The organism is Bacillus sp. CCNWLW194, assembly GCF_037120585.1.
GTDB classification, from domain to species: domain Bacteria; phylum Bacillota; class Bacilli; order Bacillales; family Bacillaceae_G; genus Bacillus_A; species Bacillus_A basilensis.
Genome location: NZ_JBBBBL010000048.1, coordinates 1 through 2,391 on the forward strand (window position 1 = coordinate 1; position 2,391 = coordinate 2,391).

Genomic DNA, 2,391 nt, shown 5'->3' on the forward strand with positions numbered 1-2,391 from the left:
GTTCTCCTTTAAGTATGTTTTCTATATACACTCATATAGTATATAGGGTTTTTCTGCAAAGATTGGCTTAATTTAAATTAATTAACATTCCTATTAAGTTGATACTGCATATGGTGATTTCATGGAAATGAGTATGTAAATTGTATACTTTAAAAAGCGTAGAAAGATTCAATTCCTACGCTTTTTCTTCTGAATAAATATTTATCGTTGTTCTAAATCTCTTATATAAGATTTTACAGCTTGTAATAAGAATTCTTCCTGTCCCATACCTGCATCCGCTGCCACTTGCACTATTTTTCGCTTGAATTCATGATCTGCATAAAAAGTTAATGACTCTACATTACTTTTAAAGTAAATACCTTCTACGTGTGGAAGTATCGTGCCCGATTTCATATGAGAATGTAAGTATTTAATCTCCTCTTGAAACTGCAATGGATCAACTTGTAATACGAAAGGTTTAATTTCTAATTTGATAGTATCAGATGAAGTACTTAATCGCATATTTGTGACACCTAGTTCTTTATAAAATAAATTTATTAGATTATAGGTGATGGAATGAAATAGCTGAGGTTTTTTAAATGAAAAAGATAAATACCCTCGTTTCGTAATTACCGCTTGTTTATGGAAAGAATCAAATGAGTAATCATGTTCTTTATAAGTGGATAGAGGGAATATTTCTTCGTCTTCTGTAAGAATCTTGCCGTCTGCTCCATTGATCTCCATTACCCTAGCTGTTTTTCCGGTATGTTGATGTGTTAATAATTGATATAAATATATCTCTTCTTCTTGAATCTTAGTAATAAATATTTTTCGCTCTTTTGATGTAGTTTTTTCATAAGTAAGTTGAAAAGTTTCAAGATCATCTTTATCAATGATGTATACTTCTTTTCCACGTTTTTCAATCTTTGAAGCAGGTAATTTACCAGATTTGATATAGGTAAAAACTGTAGATGGTGCTACATTGAGAATTTCAGCTGCTTCTTTTGTGCTATATCCTTCAACCGCTTCAATATTTTTTAAACGTTCAATATCCTCTAAATAAAAAATCTTACTACCGAATTGCTTCCAGTTATCTTTATATACACATTCTATTAATCCATCTTTTTCTTTTTGCAAAATTGTTTGTACCGTTACGCCTAATAAGCCGGCTGCCTCTTTTGTCGTTACAGTAGGTTTTGTAATGAACAATAAATCTTGTGTCATGTAAGGACACCTCCATAACTATTGTTTACTAGTATTTTAGATATGTATATATCATATCAGAATATGATATATATTTAAAATAAGAAATAGAAATTATTAAAGTTCTTATACATCTTTATAATTAAAACATACATTTAAGTCGTTTTAAGTTTTAATTATATTTTATAGTTGTTTTTATTATAAAAATAATTTTAATGTTAAATAGTAAATAATTAAACTGCATCTATTTACTAATAAATTATAAAAAAATATAAACATAGGTAAATGTAGAAGAATATAGTCTTCTTACAGAAAGAAAGTGAATTATCATTTGTATAATGGATAGAAGTAAAATAAAATAATAAGTATAGGTAATAAAGTGAACTATATTCATAATCTTCAATAGGAGAGGTAAATTCGAATTATGGGTAATAACAATATAAAAGAAAATGTACCTATTATAAACAATAAAATTAAGTATATTGATACATATATAGAGAATATAAGTTATATCATTCCTTATCTACATAACACTGGTTATGTAGATAAGGTGGAAGAGAAGATGGAGGTTGCAGAAAAAAAGGGGAAGAGTAAGTATACGTATTTAAGTGATATAGAAGTCATTTATCATTTTGTACATTTACAAAATGATATGGATGAAAAGAAGAATAGAAAAGAGGATACGAAAAAGAGTTATATATCTGAAATCTTGTCATTTTGTCAGTGCATGGTGCAGCATGCAGAAGAATTTGAATTGAATGGGGAAGAGGTACAGCAAAAGGACTCTTTATTGAAAACATTGCAACCTTGGCATATTCGTAAATACAATTCTTGGTTGAAACGGGTAGAGAACGGTAGGAATGGTGATACGTATGCAGTCGCGACACTTGCAAAGAAAACAGTGCTCATTCGTTCTTTTCTAAAACATCTTCATGTATTTTCTTATATTGAAAAGCCGCTTCATGAAGAACTACAGCGCGCAAATGTAAATGAGCAGGATCGGCCAAATCGGGACCTAACCTATGATGAGGTTATGAAAATTTTAGGGTTTTATAAAGAAAGAGGACATTTAGTAAACTATACAATTTTACTGGCTCTAGCAAGTACTGGTGCAAGAATTCAAGAATTGTGTACCGCGAGAGTAAAAGACTTACATTATGACGGAAAGTATTGGTTAAAAGTCACAGGAAAAGGAGATAAAGCACGTGA

Annotated in this window: 2 protein-coding genes; one reads left to right on the forward strand and one right to left on the reverse strand. The window is 29.7% G+C overall.

Translation table 11 applies throughout. The features are described 5' to 3' along the window. Positions 1-201: 201 nt before the first annotated feature. Entirely contained in the window at positions 202-1,203 is a 1,002-nt protein-coding gene (locus tag V7S50_RS33900; protein WP_336376855.1) for a helix-turn-helix domain-containing protein, read from the reverse strand. A gap of 403 nt (positions 1,204-1,606) precedes the next feature. Here V7S50_RS33900 and V7S50_RS33905 point away from each other — a divergent pair. Beyond that, a partial coding sequence (locus V7S50_RS33905; protein ID WP_336376854.1) for a tyrosine-type recombinase/integrase occupies positions 1,607-2,391 on the forward strand: 785 nt, incomplete at its 3' end.